Origin of the sequence: Nonomuraea mangrovi, assembly GCF_042681425.1 — a bacterium.
In the GTDB taxonomy this organism is placed as follows: domain Bacteria; phylum Actinomycetota; class Actinomycetes; order Streptosporangiales; family Streptosporangiaceae; genus Nonomuraea; species Nonomuraea mangrovi.
The window spans coordinates 1-1581 of record NZ_JBHUFV010000128.1; the positions used below are offsets into that span (position 1 = coordinate 1).

The window sequence follows — 1581 nt, forward strand, 5'->3', positions numbered from 1 at the left end:
CCGGGTTGGCGATGCTGGCTCGCGTGCATAAATCAGGAGTTTGAGTTACTTCTGCCGCACCTTGCATCAGCCCGGGTGGAGTCCGTGCAGGTCGAGGAAGGTGCGGTCGTGTTCACCGTCGGCTCGGCGATACCCGCGGCCACGTGCCCGGGCTGCGGCACCACATCGGCCAGGACGCACGGTAGCTACCGCCGGAGGCTGACCGACCTGCCCATCTCTGGTCGCCCGGTGCGGATCGACGTCGGCGTGCGACGATTCCGCTGCGATGATCCCGGATGCGGCGCGGTGACGTTCGCCGAGCAGATACCCGGCCTGACCGCCCCGTTCGCGCGGCGCACGGCCGGACTGACCGACCGCCTGGCCGCGATCGGGCTGGCGCTGGCCGGCCGCGCCGGATCCCGGCTGGCCGCGAAGCTGGGCATGCCGACCTGCCGAGACACGCTGATCCGGCTGATCCGCGCACTGCCCGAGCCGCCCGAGGCGGTGCCGACGGTGATCGGGGTCGACGACTTCGCACTACGCAAGGGCGCCGTGTACGGAACTCTGATCATCGATATGCAGACCCACCGGCCGATCGATATCTTCCCCGGCCGCGATGCCGCGACGCTGGTCGCATGGTTGGCTGCCCGTCCCGGCATCGAGGTGATCTGCCGCGACCGCGCTGGAGCTTACGCCCACGGCGCCCGGGTCGGCGCACCAGATGCCATCGAGGTAGCCGACCGGTGGCACCTGTGGGCGAACCTGGGCGCGGCGGTGGAGAAGACGGTCTTCACCCACGCTGCCTGCCTGCCCGAGCCACCACTGGCAGAAGACCTCGTAACCGATGAACAGTGCGACGAGGCCGGCCCGCCACCGGAGCCGGATCCGCCGATCGAGTACCCGCTGGCTCGCAGGCATCGAGAACGCCACGCCGCGATCCACGAGTTGCTGGCCGCGGGCCGTTCCCGTACCCAGGTCGCCCGCGAGCTCGGGATCAGCGTGCGCACCGTCTACCGCTTCGCTGGCACGCCCCTGGAGCAGCACCTGGGCAGGGCCAACAATCGTACGAGCCGTCTGGACCGGTTCAGGGACCACCTGCACCAGCGCTTCGCTGACGGGGTCCACAACGCCAGGGCGCTGCACCGTGAGATCGAACTCCTCGGCTGGCGCGGCAGTCTGCGCACCGTCGAACGCTACGTCGCCCAGCTGCGTGAACGGACGGACCCGCCATCGACCGCGCCGACACCCCCGAAACCGCGTAAGGTCGCCAGCTGGATCATGTCCGATCCCGATCACCTGACTGCGGGCGCTGCCGTACAGCTCAAGAACATCCTCGCGCGCTGCCCCGAGCTGGAGGCCACGCGCCATCACGTCGGCAGCTTCGCCAACATGATCCAGAACCTTGACGGAGACAGGCTGCCGACCTGGATCGATGCCGTCCTGGCGGACCGCCTGCCCGCCCTCCATAGCTTCGCGACCAGCCTCACCCGCGATCAGGACGCCGTCACCGCTGGACTCACCCTGCCCTGGAGCAACGGCCCCACGGAGGGCACCGTGAACCGACTGAAAATGATCAAAAGAAGCATGTACGGCCGAGCCAAC

General features: G+C 68.9%; 1 protein-coding gene. It reads left to right on the top strand.

Translation table 11 applies throughout. The features are described 5' to 3' along the window. Positions 1 to 108: 108 nt before the first annotated feature. Positions 109 to 1581: ISL3 family transposase (locus ACFSKW_RS54835; protein WP_417629468.1), on the top strand; the 1473-nt coding region annotated here is incomplete at its 3' end.